The organism is Wolbachia endosymbiont of Drosophila willistoni (assembly GCF_040084705.1).
GTDB classification, from domain to species: Bacteria; Pseudomonadota; Alphaproteobacteria; order Rickettsiales; family Anaplasmataceae; genus Wolbachia; species Wolbachia pipientis.
On the sequence record NZ_CP157591.1, the window covers coordinates 683779 to 702454 of the forward strand.

Annotated in this window: 8 protein-coding genes; 4 read left to right on the forward strand and 4 right to left on the reverse strand. The window is 36.0% G+C overall.

Features of this window, described 5'->3' with window-relative positions; all coding sequences use genetic code 11:
* Positions 1–89: 89 nt before the first annotated feature.
* Positions 90–2207 carry an ankyrin repeat domain-containing protein gene (locus ABL518_RS03555; RefSeq protein ID WP_095742725.1) on the reverse strand — a complete coding sequence of 706 codons (2118 nt, stop codon included), beginning with the start codon at positions 2205–2207 and terminating at the stop codon, positions 90–92.
* Between the two features lie 344 nt (positions 2208–2551).
* A complete protein-coding gene (locus ABL518_RS03560) occupies positions 2552–4822 on the reverse strand; it encodes an ankyrin repeat domain-containing protein (RefSeq protein ID WP_348994350.1) in 2271 nt (756 codons plus the stop codon).
* Between the two features lie 640 nt (positions 4823–5462).
* On the opposite strand from ABL518_RS03560, the gene ABL518_RS03565 reads away from it, so the two are divergent.
* The 4 genes from ABL518_RS03565 to ABL518_RS03580 all read left to right on the forward strand — a co-directional run bounded on the left by ABL518_RS03565 (position 5463) and on the right by ABL518_RS03580 (position 16302).
* Positions 5463–6350, forward strand: a complete 888-nt coding sequence (locus ABL518_RS03565; protein ID WP_095742723.1) for an ankyrin repeat domain-containing protein — start codon at positions 5463–5465, stop codon at positions 6348–6350.
* A 37-nt stretch (positions 6351–6387) separates the two neighbouring features.
* On the forward strand, positions 6388–13872 hold the full coding sequence (locus ABL518_RS03570) for an ankyrin repeat domain-containing protein (protein ID WP_348994351.1): 7485 nt from the start codon (positions 6388–6390) through the stop codon (positions 13870–13872).
* A 68-nt stretch (positions 13873–13940) separates the two neighbouring features.
* A complete protein-coding gene (locus ABL518_RS03575; protein WP_095742721.1) occupies positions 13941–14735 on the forward strand; it encodes an ankyrin repeat domain-containing protein in 795 nt (264 codons plus the stop codon).
* Positions 14689–16302: an ankyrin repeat domain-containing protein gene (locus ABL518_RS03580; protein ID WP_348994352.1), complete on the forward strand. Its 1614-nt coding sequence runs from the start codon at positions 14689–14691 to the stop codon at positions 16300–16302. The genes ABL518_RS03575 and ABL518_RS03580 overlap by 47 nt, the downstream gene beginning before the upstream one ends.
* Here the strand turns inward: ABL518_RS03580 and ABL518_RS03585 are convergent.
* Together ABL518_RS03585 and ltrA are read right to left on the reverse strand one after the other, a co-directional pair.
* Positions 16294–17106, reverse strand: coding sequence for an Rpn family recombination-promoting nuclease/putative transposase (locus ABL518_RS03585; RefSeq protein WP_095742719.1), 813 nt, complete (start codon positions 17104–17106; stop codon positions 16294–16296). The genes ABL518_RS03580 and ABL518_RS03585 overlap by 9 nt on opposite strands.
* Positions 17103–18650 carry a group II intron reverse transcriptase/maturase gene (gene ltrA, locus ABL518_RS03590; protein ID WP_010082015.1) on the reverse strand — a complete coding sequence of 516 codons (1548 nt, stop codon included), beginning with the start codon at positions 18648–18650 and terminating at the stop codon, positions 17103–17105. Before ltrA ends, ABL518_RS03585 begins: the two co-directional genes overlap by 4 nt.
* Positions 18651–18676: the final 26 nt, after the last annotated feature.

An 18676-nucleotide genomic window follows, 5' to 3' on the forward strand; every position in this document is an offset into this window, starting at 1 on the left:
AAATATTATTATTAAAATAAAAAAAATAAAGTAAAACCTTTTTGAAGCAGTAAAAACCATACCAACGTTTTTGTCTACAAAGCTTAGTACTATCCAATTTGTGCTCCATTTTTTCTTGTATATCGTACTTGATCTGCCCATTTACCATTTTGTAATTTTTCTTCCTGGACAATTCTTGAAGATGGAGCAGGCTTTTCGAAGTACCCACGTTCAATAGCATCATAAACTGAGTGATAACCAAGTGAGCAATTTTTTCCTATTTCTTCTCCACAATCTTTTAATTTTTTCAACATCCCTTGATCTCTTGCTTCTACCCTAATCCTGTTTTCATTTTGCTTATCAGAATACAATCTAACTTCTAATTCTCCAAAAGAGGTACAGAAAATCAATGCTATATTACTATTGGCTGTAAGGTCTGTGTAATGCCTTTTACCATTTTGCGTTATAATTTCCACCTCACTTTCACCAATCTTTACTATATTTCTTTCATATCCTGCATTTTCATGAGTTAACCATAAACTTCTCGCTCCATCGGTGATCTTTGCAATATCTATTTTGCTCTCCTCCGAATATTCTAAGTAAAGAGTAGTATTACCTATTGCTATATCATTCAATTTACTAGTGGTTGCACTTTTCGCAACTTTAATAAACCTATGGGCATCATTAATGTAACCTTCAAAAGCTTTTATCATATTGGCTTTGTGATCTTTGCATTCTAATCCCAGTTCATCAATTACATCAATGCTCTCTGGGCTACCAAACACTGCTCCTTTTGATACCAATTGACATATTATACCACTAGCAACTTTAGGATACTTTTCTAATTCACTAATTCTTTTTATCACATAATCTGTGAAACTATAACCTTCAAAAGGTGAAGGAACGGTGAAACGATAATTAAGTCGCACTCCAGACTTGATAGCTATCTTCACGAATTTTTCCAATTGATTTATGTCTTGAATTTCAGATAAAATACCTAAGGATCTACTTAGCTTTTCCTTCTGAGCTGGTATTATATTACCCCACAAAACCCCAGATTTAGGTAAGCATTTTTTCCTTTCATACGTGAACTCTTTTGCTCCCGCTTCCAAAAGTAATTTCTTTATTTCATCAGCAGCTTGAAAGCCGGAAAAAGCATTTTTTACATGTTCCAGCACTTCTGACTTTCCTGCTATGTCCCGAGTATTTAAAACTACTTTTAGGTCTTTATTATTCTTATGTTCATGTAAAAACTCCTCTAGATCTTCGAGAAACTGAAATAGAGTGAGTGTAACAATATAGCCTAAATTGCCTTCTTTGTAGCGATGTTCATTAAGTATATTATTTAATTCTTTTCGCAACTTTTTTTGATTGTCAGTAAAAAAACACCTTTCAACATGGTAATTATGATTATCAACTGCAGTTTGTTGTGGAGTTTTCCCTTGTCCATCACATATATTGGGGTCAGCATTTCCCCTTAAGAGAGAATATATATTTTTATCATAGCCCATAGCAGAAGCGCGATGCAAAGGTGTTTCTCCTTTATCATCCTGTATATTTGGACTGGCTCCTGCTTCTAAGAGTAAATTTATAGGTCGGTCTTCTTGACGGTAAGATGCACCTATATGAGCTCCCGCAATCGCATGCAATACTGTTGACCCAGATTCTCCTCTTTTGACATTTAGAACGGCTTTTAGATCTGGATTGCCTCTATTATTTTTTAAAAATTCTTCAAGCTCATCGACCTGACCATTATCATAATCAAAAAGAGCACCTTCATCATGCCATTCTAGATACTTTAAAACATTTAGTAACTCTATGTTTAACTTCTTTTGACTTTCTGTGAGATTATGATCTAAAGCGGACCAAACAGATACCTGTTTACTCAGTGAATATTTACTATCCATTAAAGACGGTGGACTATTATAACTTCGAAATGACGATATGGTTGATTGAGTATACCAAGAATCCCCCTGACTAAACATTTCATCTATGTCACTCTGTGAATGTCCTTGCTTCCGTAAAATTTCTAACCGATCATTAGATGGTGGAATCTGCAACAGATATTCTATAATCAACTCATATTGATCATCAAACGATCCGCCTATTTCTGACTGCCCTTGTCGAGTATTTGATTTCTCTTCTAGCTTTTTTAATAGCTCTTTTTTTTCGCTTATTTCTGCTCCACTAAAAACCTGCTCAGGCCTTAAAATATCTCTAATTAACATACTCCCCCCATTCTACAAAGATATTATGTACAGCACATAGCACAAATAAAAACTAATGCAAGAATAATTTTTCTAACTTTGATATTTTTTAGAGATCTGTGTTTTCTTTCCTTCTATACCCATTCTAACTTCATAAACTTCACTGACATTGTGAACCTGCTATTTGGTTCTTTTTAGCTATATAACAAGCTACCCTGCAAAATTTTTGTCAGAGTCCCAATTTCCTTGTGTCATTACTGCTCCTTCTAAAAAAACACTTTTATTATGAAAATTTTTCTTTCTTCTTCTCTTGGGTAAGGTCAATTTTTTCCTACCATGAACCCACAGTTTGCTCAATGATCCTATTAGAGAGAAAGAGCCTGATCAATTACTCTTGTTACCCTTGGTTCACTTAATTGACACCCATGCTTAAATGCAATTACTCCTAACTTAGGAACATCATCTCTCTTTTCAACATTTTTTAAATCTACAAAGTTTTTCAGAGTTATTCCTCCATTTCCTAGCTTTTCTTTAAAATCATCCCTGTGAACAACTTTAAAAAAGTTTTCTATACCAGCAAATGTCATTGTTTTTATATCACATTTATAATGTGCTGATAAAGCATCAATTAGCGGCTTATGATTGTGCAGAAAAATTTCTTTTTTCACTTCATTAGCTTTATTAATTAAAATATGAGCGTATTCTGGATATTGCTCTTTTAGGTTATCGTGATTATCAATCTGATTCTGTATGTCTGCATTCCTTTCCCACACACTAATTAGTTCATTAATATCACTTTTTTTCAAAAAGGAATGTAGTTCCTGACTTTCTTTTTCAATCTTTTTGACTTCTTTTTTACAGTTTTGAAGATGTTGTGGATAACTACTGTGTAGATCGTGCAAATCACCTATCAATCTATTCTTTTCTTCTAAGTTCTTTTGACTAACATACAGATCAGCAGCTTCTAGTTTTGTTACGTAATTTATTAGAGCTTTCACTGTATCTATATGGCCATTTCGATCAGCAAAACGCAGAGGTGTATCTCCATTACTATTCACTGCATTAACATCTGCCCCTTTTTCTATTAGAAGTTTTACTATCTCTTCATGGCCATAAGCTGTATGTAATGGAGTACCGTCACTATTTCTTGCGTTAACATTAGCACCTCCTTGTATTAGAGCTTTCACTATATCTATATGGCCATCTCGAGCAGCAAAACGCAGAGGTGCATCTCCATACTTATTCACTGCATTAACATCTGCCCCTTTTTCTATTAGAGCATTTACTACCTCTATACCACCTTTGCTAGCAGCCCAATGTAAAGGAGTCCTTCCCTGATTATCTTTTGCATTAATCTCTGCTTTTCCTTTTATTAGACCATTTACTACATTTATATGACCAACTTTAACAGCCCAATGTAAAGGAGCCATTCCCTGATTATCTTTTGCATTAATCTCTGCTTTTCCTTTTATTAAAGCTCCTACTACTTTAATGTTTAATAGTTTGTCTAGGAAAGACTCTATAATATTTTTGCATGCTTTAATATATATAGGTTCCTCACTTCCGGTTTCTCTAGCATGAATATCATCCCCGTACATTTGAGCATTTACTACCTTTGTATAACTTCCGGTAGCAGCCAAATGTAAAGGAGTCCATCCCTGTTCATCTTGTGCATCAACATTTTTTCCTCCTTTTATTAGATCATTTATTTTACCTACATTGCCATTTTTAACAGCATAATGTAAAGAAGTCCATCCCTGTCTATTTCTTGGTACGTTAACTAAGTCCTTCATATTGTTACTAATATTGTTACCATCTGAGTTAAGTAAAGCAAGAGTTAAAGCCTTACCGCCAGCTAAGAACTCTACTAAGCCATTTGGACCTTGGCCACCAATATTACCATCTAAGTTAATTTTAGTATAACCTAAAAGCTTACTGTTAGCTAAGGCCTCTACACCTTTGTCACCAATATTGTTACCATCTAAGTTAATTTTAGTACAACCTAAAAGCTTACTGTTAGCTAAGGCCTCTGCACCTTCGTCACCAATATTGTTACCACTTAAGTTAAGTGAAGTAAGATTTGAAAGATTCCCATTAGCTAAGGCCTCTGCACCTCCGTCACCAATATTGTTAGACTGTAAGTTAAGTGAAGTAAGATTTGAAAGATTACCATCAGCTAAGGCCTCTGCACCTCCGTCACCAATATTGTTAGACTGTAAGTTAAGTGAAGTAAGATTTGAAAGATTACCGTCAGCTAAGGCCTCTGCACCTCCGTCACTAATTTTGTTAAACTGTAAGTCAAGTGAAGTAAGATTTAAAAGATTATCTTTAGCTAAGTTCTCTGCACCTCTGTCACCAATATTGTTACTACTTAAGTTAAGTAAAGTAAGATGTGAAAGATTCCCACCAGCTAAGACCTCTGCATCTGTGTCATCAATATTGCAATACCGTAAAGAAAGCTTTGTAATGTATGTCCTACTCCGTAAAAAGATTACCAATTCGCTTGTATTTATTGTGGTGTGAGATAATGCTAAAGCGTCACCTTCGACATATTGAGAAAAGTCCATTTTACCCTCCATATTAATACTATCATGTAACATATAAACATTACATAATAAACATGCTAATGCTAGCATAAGACAGCTAAACTATAAGTCAACCACTTTTTTAAAAAATATTTTCAATAAAAATGTAAGCCAATTAGCATCACAAAAAATCTAATTATTGACTTTTTCTAAAAACATAAAATAGTACGTATATTTGTGAGAGCTTTTTACGTAAAAGGGGTGTTTCAAAAATAAAAGCGTAAAATTGTTACAACAAAGTTAGGCAAATCAGTTCGTACCTAAATGTGGCAAAAGTAGGCTAAAATAGCTGACTTTGCGATATAGTAAAATTATTATAAATAAAAGTTCGCACGGATCTAGCGGTAGTCCAATCCATTCCAAAACGAACACTTCTCACAACCTTTGGTTTTTTGGTGTTAGAAGTGGTTGTATTATTTAAATTTTTAATATTATATATTGCTAAATCAAGGCGATACGTTTCAAAAGTTATCCTATTTCATTGCAACTTTGATTTTTTATTTTGCCCGTCTTGAATATTGTCTTCTTGGATGAATCTCTCTTTAGTGGGTAATTGCGTATAAGTTGAAAAATATTTTTTACTGGAGAGTTGTATATTGAATTTTTTTTCTGTTACAATTAGCAAGCTATATGTTAGTGATAACTTTTCTTACAAGTGAGAGTGGTTATGTAATAAATGGAGTAGTATGTTATGGATTCTGATAAAAAAGTTAGATATGTTCAATATCTTGTAAACTCTGCTGCGATTGGCGATATAGATAGCGTTAAGTCTTTCATCGAAGACGACGATATAGATGTAAATTCCATTGATGATGATGGGTATACTGCTCTGTATCAAGCTGCTGGCGGAGGTCATTACTCAATTGTGGAATACCTCCTATCAAAAGGAGCAAATGTTAACTTTAAAATTGAAAGTGATGATCCTGCACTTTGTGGTAGTACACCACTTTGCTATGCGGCAATGAATGGACATGTAGATGTTGCCAAGACTCTCATTCAACATGGTGCTAGTACTGATGTGGTGGTAAACGGCTACAACCTTTTGAGGACTGCTGCAATGTCAGATAATCCTAGCATGATAGAGTTTGCATTAGGCTTTGGTGCTAGTATTGATGATTGTAGTCCCAATGGTAGAACACCGTTGATCTTTGCTGTAGGAGAAAATAATTATGAAAGTGTAGCGTTTTTGTTGGAGAAAGGTGCAGATTACAAAAAGTTTACTGATAAAGGTATGTCCGCATTGACTTTGTCTGTACTAGGACAAGGACCAGAAAGCTATAGAGTTACAGAACTCTTGTTAAAGCACGTGGAAGCAAAAGAAGGAAAAGATGGGCTGGTGGAATATATGAATTCTGTTGATCCTATTGAAGGTCGTACTGCACTGCACTCTGCTTGTTTTATGAATAATTATCACGCAGTGAAGCTTCTTTTGGAAAAAGGAGCGGACTATAAGAAGAAAGATAAGAAAGGGTCTAGGCCTAGTGCTCTTGTGTTTGGAGATTCGCATTTATGTCGTCAAATAAGATGGTTGTTTGGGCCATATGCAGAAGCGGATCTTGCAAGAAGTCATGAAAGGTAAATAGGTTCTATTGTTAGGTATTTTTAGGGGTTTATGTATGGTTTTTAAGTGTAGTGAAGTAGATAAATCTGTTCAGCGTGAAACAGCAAGAAAGAGTGGGTTGGCCTTGTTGGAGCTGTTAGTTAAGTTCCACTTAGATTGCCTAGAAGAAATTCGTAATAATGGCCGCGATAAATTTCCGAAGGCGCAAGAAGAGATTCTGTTTGGGAAGATTAAGGCTGGTATTAAGGACCTTAAGGGCGACCTGGTGCGATCAGATGTTAAAGATCTTAAGCTACTTGGGATTAGCATTCTTGATTATCAACCCGGAGGGGATGTTGGTTTGAACCAGTTTTTAGTAAAGGCTATCTCATCGCTTTTCAGGTCTATTTCAGAAGAAGTTCTAAAAAGTGAAGCATCTCGTGATGATCCGAATTTAGCGACAAGGTGGACGATAAGGTTAAAAGATTATGATTCAAAGCTGGTTGACTTGGATTCTACAATAGAAAGCAAGATCAGTAAGTATCTGGAACTTAGGAGAGATATCAAGTCTTTAGATGAAGTATGCTCTGCCATTGAGTCGTTCAAAAAAGTACTTGAAAAAGGTTCTATAAAGGAGAAAAGATTAGCTTTACAGACAATGTTTCAAGTTGTTGGTGAATATCTAAAAAGCTCTAAAAATACTCTCAATTTATCACCTCATGTTGTGAAACTTCTAAAGAAGAAAGGACTCCCGATTGAGTCTTTTAGTAACTTTAGAGACATGTTATTGCATTATCAAATGTTTTCTTTGATAGATTTAGATGGTAGGAAGATTAAAAAATTGTTTGAGGAAGCTTTACTTCCTATTGAAGGTGCTATCAAGGATACCATGTCTGAAATAGAGAAAGGTTTCATTGAAGACATCGTTAAAGAAAGTGTATCTGAGATTAAAGATAATATTATCAGAGTAGGGATAAATTCTGCAGTCGATCAAGGCGTTGCGAGGGTTATAAAATACATTGAGCAGATAAAGGATAAGGGTCAGATGGATGACAGGAGCAAAGAGATAGTTGATGAAATTTATCAGAATGCTCTAAAAATGAAATCTAAAGAATTTTCTGTAGTTGGAAGAAAACGAACTAAAGAAAAAGTGCAGGAAGAAATATTGAAGGCTCAAAAGTTAGTCATAGAATTCATTGAAAAAAATAAATTGAAGCCATACGATGAGCTACGTGATAAGTTATTTTCAAAAGTTACAGAAAATCACAAGAGTGCAGTGGATTTAGATGGTGCGCATAGCGATGCATTACGAATAGCAAAAATAATGGACTATTTGCGTTATGGTGGTGATTCTTTACCAGATGATGTTACTAAGGATTTTCTCAAAATGAAAGTTTTAGAAAAGATGAATCTTAGTAAAGATGTTCCTTTAAAAGGTGAGTTGGAGAAATATTTCGATGCAAAAATCTTCGAAACTAATGATGTCCCCTACTCTAAATTTAAAGGTGATACAGAGGATAAGTTGATTGGTTTGCTGAAGAAGGGCAAATCTAATGATAGTATAAAAAAATTGATCGATTTTTTTGAATTGCGCAAAAACTTAGGTTCTAAGGCCGCGGGTATCTTTCCTGACGAATACAAAAGGTTGGTTGATGGTTCTGGTGTTAGTGGTATAGATGCAGAAAAATTGCTTTCGTACTCAGTAGATTGGAGAAAGGGGGAAATTGAGGAATTGCTCAAAAGATCTTCTCCTGCTCTTAAGAAAATATATGATGATTTGCTTACGGGTAGAATAACAGAAGATTGGGTGTATAAAAACCTTGCTTATCATTATAGATCTAAAGGAAAGTCTGGTGATGATATAAAAAGGGCAGCTGATTTTTTAGTTGGATCAGTAAAAAAACAAGTGGAGACTGGCGTGGAAGGATTTTTTCTTAATAAAGTAAAGGAGCAGTGTGGGGAACTGAAGGAATTGACTAATCCTGGTGCAATAAAAGCTCAGATCATTAATCTGTATTCTAGTTTAGAGAGAGTTGAAGCTGCTTTGAAGAAAGGTGAAAAGGGTCAGTTGGATATTAAATTGAAAAAATTACGTAATTATTTGGCACATGATGATGTGCTTCTTAGTAGTGGAGAGCGTATTTTGTTAGAAGGGGAAATAATTGGTTTAAAAGATTCTTTTACAAGCAAGTTAGGTGATAGTGCTATTACTGTTGAGAATATAAAAGATGCTATCAACTCTTTAAAATTAGGCAATAGCGCGAGTCAGATAACAAAACTTCTTTGTCCTTCTCGCGGAGGACCTGCTAGGGCTCGTAGGTCTGCAAGTGAGAGTTGTTTAACGTGGGAAGAAATAGACAAGTTGAGTGAAGTAGAAGCTAAAGATAGAAATCCTGAGAACATCATGATAGATAGTGAAAAGCTTGTCCCTGCTATCTTGGATGAATTTAAAATGAACGCAAAAGGAGAGAAAATTGCTAATCTCCTTACTTTAGCAAATGAAGGTGAGATTGTAGGCAAGTATAGGGCTGAAATTGATTTGCTTTTCGGTAAGAGTGGGTACCTCAACCACCTTAATAAGGTAGGGAAAGTTTCCGGTATGGTGATGCATGGAATGATTGCGAAAAATATCGTAGGTGACTTATTACGTGGTGACTATCAAGATGTTGTAATAAATTTAGGTTTTATTGCGGGCAACCAGGGATTAGCAAAAGCTTTAGAAGCACTTTCTATGAAGGGAGCAGCTTATACGATGGAGGGCAGAGTGCTGCTTGGTGGGTCAATGAGATTTGCTGCGCCAGTTCTTTCAAGGGTGACTAGTGCTTTTATTGCATATGATTTGTACAATCAGATAAAGGAATATCAAAAAGGTAACAAAGATGCTTTGGTTCCAATTATAGGGGATAGTATACAGCTTGGAGTTGACACTGCTGTCCTTGGAGTGGAAATTGGAGAAGGGTTGGGGATTGTAGCATTGGAGGGAGCTTCTGCTGCAGCTGGTCCTATTGGTATGGCAATTGCAGCTGTAGTTTTCGTGGGTACTGAAGTGTATGCAGCAGTGAGAGCAGTTGAGAAAATTGATGAGGAAATTCATTTGACAGGATGGGAAAGGCTTGGTCAGGGATTACTTAATTTTTTTGGCCAGCGGCCTTCAGAATATATCGAGAAATTAATGGGGGAAAAAGAAGCAAATAATAAAGCAGTAGAAAATGCAATAAGCTTTTTAAAAAGCAACTCACATATTCGGAGATATGTTTTTCCTGGTAGGGAACCCGTTACATATGTGCCTGATCATGTTATCTATGAGCGGGATGTAAGTCGTCTTTATGATAAACAATATAGCGAAGAGGCTTTAAACAGTATAGTGTTACTAGATCAAAAGAGAAACGATATAAAGTGGGCTAGAGCGAGGCCAGATAATTTTGGTGGAGTTAATTTATTTTGCCTACCTAAAGGGGAATGGGAGTCTGTTCCAAAAGGTGGAACTTATTACTGTGAAAACGCGATTGGTGTAGAGTATGACAATAATAGGACTGGAGATCTTACTCTGATAAACCTTGGCGGCGGTAAGGATAGAGCAGTAGGCTTTCAGGATAGCGGTAATCTTTTTATTTTAAATGAAAGGCATAAGGAAATTTTTGGGGGAAATAAGAACGATAATTTTATTTTTGAAAAAGAAAATGTTGAGATAAGTTATGATATTGCGATCAGTGGTTCTATCGATGGTCGTGGAGGAGTTGATACAATTGATGTTGGTCAACTTCCCTTGAATTATACCTACATTAGGGAAGGTAGATATCAAGTTTTTGCTGATTTCCGTGAAGGAATTTTGACAGATAAATTTAAAGTTATTCTTAACATAAGTAATATAAATCAATTCTTAGGTAGAAAAGGTGGAGTGGATCTGGTATCTTCTGCTTGTGATACTGCGTATATAGATGGTCGAGGGGGAGAAAATAGACATTATGCAGATAATATTGTAATACCCAGAAACGATACCTGTTTTTATGACACTAAAGTTATGGTTAGTCCCTACACTCATGTTACTAGTAATGCTATTAGAGGGAATTTTACTTATGTTGTGCAAGGAGAGAAAGGGAAGGAGGCTTATGTTGATTTAGGTCAGAGTTCACAAAGTAACAATAAGTTTATCTTTAACTATACATTACAAGATCTTGCTATCATCGATAGATCTAATGAAAATATAACTTTTAGCTTTAAAGAGAAAGAGGGAGTAGATGCGGATGGTAGTTTTAATTTGACTATTAATGGTAACTATAAAAACATAACTACATATCAGCTGACTGATAATGCCAGAATTGTAGTTAGTCAAAGTAATATATATGCAATGCAAGACACTAAAAGGCCAATTGGTGATCTTGTAAAAGGCTACTATTCTATGGCAGGTAAGTCACAAATGTATGTTATTGTTCATTCGAACAATGAAGTTCTGACAATAGGAAATACTAATAGTGATGTACTGTCAAATGATCCAAGTGCGAGAGCGAGTCACTTAGTTGGTGGAAGCGGTGAAAATGTGTATGTTGTTATCTCAGGGCATGAAAAATTAGCTCTTGAAAATCTTCCTATCTCTGATGTCATAATTTATGATTTTGATGAAGAGAATAAAATAGATACTTTAGATTTACGTAAAATAAACGAACAGGCAAAGAAAGATCTTAATAAAGCAATTGACACGGAAATTAAAAGAGTTGGTAGTGATTTGTTGGTTAGTTTATTTGTTGATAACAAGTCAAAGAAAGAAGTATTGAAAGTAAGACTAAAGGGTGCGTTAGAAAATGATTGGTACAAGAGAGTGCACGCAGTGATGGATAGTATATACTTAATTGAAAAAGTTCAGGATGGTTTTAAATTAACTCCACAGCCTTTAGTCTTAAACGATCGTAGTAAAACTATTTACGTTATTAATCCAGATGATGTGGCAAGAGGAAACAAGATAGAGGTAAACCGAGAGATAGGGGAGTATGTTTTTGCTCGTGAAAATGATGCGTTACTTATAACAAATTCTTTGGCTTCTCATGCCTATGAAAATAATTTCTTTACTCTCATGTTGAATGATTTTTATCATGAGAACAACAATGGTAAGATGCATACACTGAAAGTGGAGTTTCTTGATAAGGTAATATCATTAAGCGAGCGAAGAGAAGAGATAAAGAGTTCGCTGAGTTTTAGTGAGTTGATGGATAGAGTTAGGGTTAATACTCATAAGGCTCTGACGAGTGCCGTGATGAAGCAAAGAATGTTTGATGCGATAGAGAGAAATGATGTCGATAAGGTTAGGGAGCTCATTGATCATGGTGCTAATGTTAATTCTCAAGGTTATGAGGATAGGGCACCTGTGTGCTATGCTGTTGAAGTAGGCAATTTAGACATGGTGAGACTACTTATAGATAATGGTGCTGATGTTAATGCTAGGGATGATGAGAATAAAACATCTCTACATTGGGCTGCTCATAAAGGTTATCTGGACATGGTAAAGTATCTTATAAGCAAGGAAGCTGATATTGGTGCCAAAGCCAATGGTGGCAGGACTCCTTTGCACTATGCTGCTCAAGAAGGCAAGTTAGATGTAGTAAAGTATCTCGTATGGGAAAAACATGCTGATATTAATGCTAGGGATAGTGGTGGCCAAACACCGCTAGATTACGCTACTAATAGCAAAAATAACAATGTTGTGGAATATTTAAAGCAAGCACAGCTAGATTTAAATAATGAGTTATCGAATGCTGTGGTAGAAAACAACATTGATAAAGTTAAAGAAAGTATCAGACGAGGTGCTGATGTTAACACTAAAGTTAAGAATGGAAGGACTCCTCTGCACTATGCTGCTCAAGAAGGCAAGTTAGATGTAGTAAAGTATCTCGTAGAGGAAAAACATGCTGATGTTAATGCTAATGACAATGATGGATTTATTCCTCTGCACTATGCTGCTGCTCATGGTAATCTAAGATTGGTAAAATACATGGTAGAAAAAGGTGCTGATTTTAACGCAAAATGTAATCGTCTCCGTACACCTTTGCATTTGGCTGCCATGTATGGTTACATAGAGGTAGTAAAGTATCTGAAAGAAAGAGGAGCTGCTTTCAATTTGAAGGGTCATTATGGACAGAGTCCTTTACACTCTGCTACTATTAACGGTAAGCTAGAGGTAGTGAAATACCTTGTAAAAGAAGGTGCTAGCATTGATGATAAAGATCAAGTTGGTAGAACACCTTTAGACTACGCTACTAAAAAAGGTTATAAAAATATAGTAGAATTTTTGAAACAAAAGCAGTCACGATTAGATTTAAGTAGTGAGTTTCAGAATGCTATCAATGAAGGTAACTTAGACGTAGCGGAGTCGCTCGTAGATGAAGGTGCTGATGTTAATGTAGCGAATGGATCTGGACAGACAATTTTGCATTTTGCTGCTGGTAGTGATGATCTAGAGTTAGTAAAGCGCCTTTTAGACAAGGGAGCTAGTGTTAATTCAACAGATGCCGTTATGGAAAGTCCTTTACACTATGCTGTTGCTGAAGGTGGTAATCTAGAGATAGTAAAATTATTGGTAGATAAGGGTGCTAATGTTAATGCAAAGAATATATTTTCTCGGACACCTTTGCACTTGGCTACTATTGTAAATAGGCTAAATCTAGTGCAACACCTTGTAGAAAGAGGCGCTGATTTTAATTTGTCGGATAGATATGGGGATACACCTTTGTCTTTTGCTACTAAACAAGAGTATAGTGATACTGTTAAATATTTAGAAATGGCAATGAGAGAAAAAGGTGCTGTTCGTAGACGCCGTCATCACCATGGCTATCATAATCTTCATCATAGTCACTTATCAAGGAAACTTTTGGCTGAAGGTTCAAGTAAGTCACGTGAGGCAGTTGCAGGTAGTAGCATAAGACCATCTTCGTGGATAAACAATTTTTTTAGCTGGGTAAATAGAGGAACAGGGAAAGTTAAAGGATTTATAGGTGGATGGATTACTGATAATAATGCTGATTTAAAGCCTGAGAATGGAGAAAAGGCATTAAAAATGGATATGTCAGCAATTGATGCAAGTGGAGCAATATTGCTGCTTGATACGTTGATCAGAAGAGCTAATGGGCAAAAACATACCTCCAACGACGAGAGTGGTATCTCTGAACAGGAAGCATATGGTTATGCGGTTAATATTACCGAGGGATTTGAGAAAATAATAGAGGAAACTGCTCAAAGCAGTAAAATCTCAATGAGTCAATTTAATATTGACTTTCCAAAAGTGCAAGGAGAGGTTACTAAAAAAATCATAAGTGGTAAGTATAGTGAGATCTCAGGAGTCTTGAACTCATATGCACAGAAAGCATGTCATGAAAGTGATGTAGAATGTGATAGTATGGAAGAAGTGAATAAGTTTATGACTGCTTTCAATAGAGAACTGAATATATTGTTGGATCGATTAATGCCACAGGTACTAAATAACAAAAGCAATATACAAGAAAGCTTGGGGCCTAAGAGTTATTTGGATAACGTCTTTGTTTCTGGTCATGCAGATCAATTCAGGGGTTTATAATTACTTAAATGTTGACTCTAGTATATTGTGGTTTATTATGAAGGTTGTGTTTTATATCGAGGAAGAGTATGATGAAGCTGGAAAAGATAATTGGTGAGATTGGCCGTGGACCAAATCTTAATAGAGAAAGTGTAATTGATGAGGTGAAGGTTGCACTGCGAGAGAGGGATTCAAGTGAATATGATAAATGGCAAGAAGATGAGTTTAATGTAAATCATGTTTTTTATGGGAAAACTGCTCTTTTACACTCAGCTAGTGAATGCTGTAAAGAGAAGATGGTGGAGGCTTTAATAGAAAATGGGGCAAATGTGAATGCAGTAGATGATTGTGGGGAGACACCTTTGTACCATGGTATTCGATATCGTGATTGGGAGGTAATAGAAACTCTAATAAAAAATAAAGCGAGTGTTAATGTGTCTGACAGGTACGGAAGGACGCCTTTACATAAGGCTGTGCAGGGTATATCCAGTGATTATGAACCACTTGAAACCTTAATAGTAAAAACTTTAATAGAAAATGGGGCAAATGTTAATGCACCGGATAATTGTGAAGAAACGCCCTTACACGAAGCTGCTGGTTCAAGTCAAGTAGGTATAGTAAGAGTGCTAATAGAGAGTGGAGCAGATGTTAATGCGTTCAGTTATGATAAAAGTGCTCCTCTACATAAAGCTGCGTGGTATGGCACTGCGAATATGGTTCGAGTTCTAATAGAAAATGGGGCGAATGTGAATGCGGTGGACTTTATTGGAGAAACCCCTCTATATACAGCTGCGGAGAAGGATGATCGGGACAAGGTGCAAGTGCTGATAGAAAGTGGTGGATGTCAATATAGATGGTCATCGTGGAAACGCTCCGCTACATGAGGCTGCAAGGTGTGGTGCTGCGGATGTGGTCCGAATGCTGGTGGAGAGTGGTGCAAATATTAATCTAGTCAATTATGATAAAAAGACGCCTTTACACCTTGCTGCTAAGCATAATCATTTAGAAGTAGTTAAGTATCTGGTAGATAATGGAGCTGACTTTAGTGCTGGTAAGGATAAGATGCCTCTGGATTATGCTAGAGAAGGAGGGCATAAGGAGATTGTTGAATATCTCGAAGGTAAAATGGCTGAGGTATCTCAAAGCCAACACGAATCTTCTCAGACTAGTAAGAAAGTGTGTGGTGAAAGTTTGGATCCTGAAGTCCTATTTGGTATTGATAGTATGGCAATGCGAGAGAAGAGCGGTGTAAAAAAAGGAGAATCGCAAAAAGAGAAAAGTAGATGTTTGATACAGTCTTTTCAAGAGCAACAAGATCTACATTTATTAGGATTTTTACCGCCTTATTTACAAATTGAATCAGTGAAACAAGGTCTTTATTTACCTTCATTTAAAGCAAGAAATATAAAAGTTGATGGCAAGTGTGTATCAATTACTCGTGGATTATCTCAAACTCTTTTTTTACAATGTAAAAAGTCATTTTTAAGTAATTTAAAAACTTCAGCAGAAATTTATGAGCGTACAGCACAAGGTAAACAGGTATCTAAGAGGGAAGAAAGAGAAGTTTTTGCTTTTAGTAAATTACTTGATAGTTTTGAACAACAGCTAGATTCTGCTATGAATAGTCTACCTTCAAGTTTAATTCATGCTCAGGGCTATAAAATGCTTAGAGAGTTATCAAATTATATAGCTGGAATGAAAGGTGACTTTGCTATTCATTTAGTAACAGATAATCATGTTATTGCCATTTATAGAATTGGTAATAGTTATGCTTATTTTGATTGTAATGTAGCATTTATTTCTGGTTTAAAAAGTGTTGATCAGCTTATTGAGGTTGTAGAAAAAGGTGCTAGCTATGAAGTAGAAGAAGGTTTGCTTGTTGAATACTTTGATGTTGATAAAGCTAATAGTCTACTATCTGGTGAAGATAAACAAATTTTGGCAAAAGAAATTAAAACAGAGTGTCAACTTTTGGCAGAGCAAGATAAGGAGCTTGGTCTTATTAAGATTAATGGTCAAGAGATATCAAGAGTACAGCTATATAACTTTGGAACAAAAATCAATGTGGAAGGCGGTTTGCCTTTGCTTATCAGTGCTGATATGAATTTAACTAGCAAAAAGTTTCAAGATCATCTGAATAAAAAAGAAGTTAGTATGACAGCTAGAGAATATCTTGATAACTTGAAAAATAGCGAGAATGTGGAAGAAGCAGCCAAAACAATTCCTTTCATAGGTTCAAAACATGAAATTCAAGAAGCAGAGCAAACACGTAAGCCAAAACAACCCGTATTAGAATGGTTGGTTAAAGGAACTATTAATTTTATACTTACTATTACTTATCTTGCTAATACTGGTCAGTCAGAAAGCCAGTTACCAGGAAAGGCAGACGATAAACCTAGAACCTGTTTAGATGATCTAATAGTAGATAAACAGCTGAAAAAATCACTGTGATATTTCCTTCTGAATTTGCTTTATTTCTTTTAAAGAGAGGCCGGTAGATTTGGCTGTGAGATCAGCGGATACGCCAGCTTTAAGTAGGTTTTTTGCAACTTCAATTTTACCTTCAATTTTACCTTTTTCACGGCCAATTTGGATGCCTTCTTTTCTGCCCTTCTCTTTTCCAATTTGGATGCCTTCATGTTTAGCATCATCTATTTTTTGCTCTAAGATAGCAGCTTCTTTCTGTAAATCCATTACCCTTTCTTCATAAGCTACAAGATCTTTCTCATTCCAATGAAACTTATCTAACTCATCATATGCTAGCTTTATTATTGGTGACTTTTCTGCTATTTTTCTTAAATCTTCATCCGTAGTTTCTTCCGCATACTTAAAGAAAAAGCACCATCTCTCAACAGTAGTTTCCAGCTGCCCTACTTTGCTTTTTGTAAATTTAGGTAGTTCAATAAAGACAAATTGAAAATCTTTTAAATAATGTCCGTTAGTCTTTATATCGCGTATATTATGAGTGGAAATATAATAAACATCTGAAGGGAAAAGAGTACAATTTGAAATCGCGATAAAGAAAATCTTCTTTAAATCAACGTATTTACCAGATTTATCAGCTTGTCTTGAGTAAGCCTTAGCAGCATAAAGTTGTGCGCGTTTTTCAAAGCCTTTATCACGAGCGAGCTGGTTAGGTAAGGAAGTAGTATTGCTACTACTCCCTCCCTTAGAAACGCAGCATGCAGGTTTCCCCACACTACGCTTGAGCCCCTTATCTAAGTCCTTCTTTTCTCGAACCGGCTTGTCCTTCATGATTCCTCAGAAAACATCATTCTTAATGGTGACACCAACAGTAGAGAACCTTCTCTTGAGAAAGAGCTTGCTAACATTTTTGTTTGTTTCACTCTTTCATCAAAATACTTTTTCCATTTTAAGTCAAGTGGATTTGCATCCGCCCTGATTTTAACATGTCGTCTGATAGGTATATCAATCAACCTAAGCAGTCTTAAATACCTTATCTCTTTCGGTTTGTTCTTGCATATGGGTGCAGCAAAGACCCATTGGCGTTGTTTCATTACCTTGAAGTAACGATTCTTTATCCAACGTAATCCTTTACGAGGATGTCTTTTCTTTGCCCATTTCCATAGAGCACACATAATTTCATGGTCTATTTTGTTAAAAGCTCTTTTCGCACACACATGGCTGTAGTAATTTCCCCATCCCCTTAATAGGGAATTGAGCAACTTGATTAGTACGGCCTGAGTGTTCGCTATGTTTGCCTTTATCAATGTACGTGCTTTATTAAGAAGTTTCTTAATACTTTCTTTTGAAGGTTTTATAATTAACTTCTTATTATACCTGCGTACATTACAACCAAGAAAGTCAAACCCTGTTGTAATAGATGTAATTTTTGTTTTCTCTTCGGAAAGGATAAGACCTCTCTCCTGAAGAAAGGACGATACTAGAGGTTTTACTTCATTTTCCAGTACTTCACGTGTGATTCCTGAAATGATAAAGTCATCTGCGTACCTGATTACATTTACTCCACTTCTGATTTTGCTTCTTCTTTTACTGCCAAGTTTACCAAATTGACTTTCCAATGATTTTTCAAGTCCATTTAGGGCTAGATTTGCTAGTATTGGAGAGATGATACTACCTTGTGGGGTACCTGCAGTTGTGGAATACAGAGTTTTTGATTCTAGGAAGCCAGCTTTTAACCAGCTATGAAGAATTTTCTTCTCCATAGGAATATGCTTCATGAGCCATTCATGGTTAATGTTATCAAAACACCCTTTAATATCACCTTCGAGTATCCATTGTAGTTGGTTACGGCTTGCCAGTAACAAGTGACAAGCCACAGTAGCGTCTGCGCAGGATCTTTTTGGTCTAAAACCATAAGAGTGACGATCACTGATCGTTTCAGCTATCGGTTCCAAAGCAAACAAGTATAATGCTTGCATGGCTCTATCTTTTATCGTAGGGATTCCAAGAGGTCTTCTTTTGCCATTAGACTTACTGATGTATATCCGTTTTAGCGGAGAAGGTTTGTATCCTCTTTGTTTTAATAGCTTTATTCCTTGAAATTTTGTGTTGCAAGTTGACCATATTTGACGATCTACACCTGCTGTGTTTTTTCCTTGGTTTTCAGTTACTCTCTTAAACGCCAAAGCTTTGCCGCTAAAAGAGCGTGTGAGAAGGTGTTGTAAAGTTTTCACCTTACCCCATCTGCCTTGTTGGACAGCCTTAACAATACGCCTCTGTAGCCTCATAACAACTTTTTGGCATTTCTTCCAGGGTAACTGGTTCCATGCTTCGGAGTTATTGGTAGGTACACTTACAGTTGTACTTGTAATCATCTGCTTTCCTACCTTAAGTGGTTAAC